We start from the raw sequence: 1,289 nt of genomic DNA, 5'->3' as shown, positions 1-1,289 counted from the left end.
GGCCGGCACCGGCGATCTGCCAGGTGCGGGGGCGGTCGTCCGGGGCGAGGGTGACGGCCGGGCAGCCGTCGTGGCGGGCCAGGTCGCGGCTGACGTCATCCAGCAGGGCGTCGACGAAGTCGGCGGGGAAGGCGTCGAAGCCGATCCCGGTGTCCAGGTCGACGCTGTGGATCCACGCCTCGCGGGCCCGGAGCCAGGGGATGTCGCTCGCGGCGAACACGATGCCGGTCCGGTGCCGGATCCGCGTGGACCAGGCGGACTCCGGCAGCGCGGCGAACTCCTCGGCGAACCGCTTGCCGGACGCCACCGTCTCGTCGTACAGCTCTTTCGGAGTCTGCGTGGCGGCGCGGCGCTCGATGTCGGCGGCGCGGGACTCGTCGCTGGTGTACATGGGCGCCTCGACGCCGGTGCGGGCCCCGGTCAGCAGCCGGCCGAGCGCGTCGGCGGACCCCGCCAGGTGCCCGGCGACGTGGGCGCGGGTCCAGCCGGGCAGCAGCGAGGGCGCGGTGAGGTCGGCGGTGGCGACCTGCTCCTCGAAGAGCCGCTGCCCTTCCTCCACCCAGCGGAGTGCCTGTCCGGTTTCGACCATCGTGGGTCTCCTGTCATCGGTGCAGTGTCGGTATGACGGTACCTGGCCCGCTGTCGGTATCACCTGGCGATCATGATCTGTATCACCATGTGAGACAAATCATATCGCCGGCAATTCTTCCACCGCGCCTCGGGTGGCGATTGTCCGACCCCCCGGAAAGGGCCGGGAATTCGCGCCCGAACGGCCGGGGTGACAAATGCGTGAGCGTTTCGCGACCCACCGTGACGGAGGTGGACCGCCTGCTCGGAGAGGTGGGCCACCACCGGCGGCCCGGTGGGCCCGTCCCATATTTCATAATTTACTGGACGTTCTGGCCGTCCATATATAACGGATATACCCCTCAAGTGACCGCCAAAAGGGCAGGTCCTGCACCTCATGATCGGCCGATCGGGTTGTCAGCTTCCGATTGACGGCCAGTGGGTTGATGTGGTCGGCTCTAGAACTCCTGATTCTTCGGTCGATGCTCAGCCGACCCGCGGGGGGAATTCCACAGATGCCGCGTCTCCAGCGACACGTCTTGTCGCGTGTCCTTGCCATCGCGCTGGCCGCCGGCGCCGTGGCGGCCCTGCCCGCGCCCGCCCGCGCCGAGGCCCTGGAGACGTCTCGCCCGAGCGCCGCCAAACCCGAGATCGCCGCCAAACCGAAGATCGCCGCAGTCCCCGCGGTCCAGGCCCCGCCCAAGGCGGCGGTGAACGTGCCC

Annotated in this window: 2 protein-coding genes; one reads left to right on the top strand and one right to left on the bottom strand. The window is 69.5% G+C overall.

Going from position 1 to position 1,289, the window contains the following annotated elements; genetic code table 11:
* Positions 1 to 589, bottom strand: a 589-nt coding sequence (locus tag C1I98_RS38965; protein ID WP_111172191.1) for a maleylpyruvate isomerase family mycothiol-dependent enzyme, incomplete at its 3' end; no start/stop codon positions are given.
* A 517-nt stretch (positions 590 to 1,106) separates the two neighbouring features.
* Between C1I98_RS38965 and C1I98_RS38960 the strand changes: the two genes are divergently transcribed.
* A partial coding sequence (locus C1I98_RS38960) for a hypothetical protein (protein WP_199537567.1) occupies positions 1,107 to 1,289 on the top strand: 183 nt, incomplete at its 3' end.

This window comes from Spongiactinospora gelatinilytica, assembly GCF_003236385.1.
GTDB lineage: Bacteria > Actinomycetota > Actinomycetes > Streptosporangiales > Streptosporangiaceae > Spongiactinospora > Spongiactinospora gelatinilytica.
Note: the sequence above shows the minus strand (reverse complement) of the source record. Positions and strands in the feature narration are given on the sequence as shown.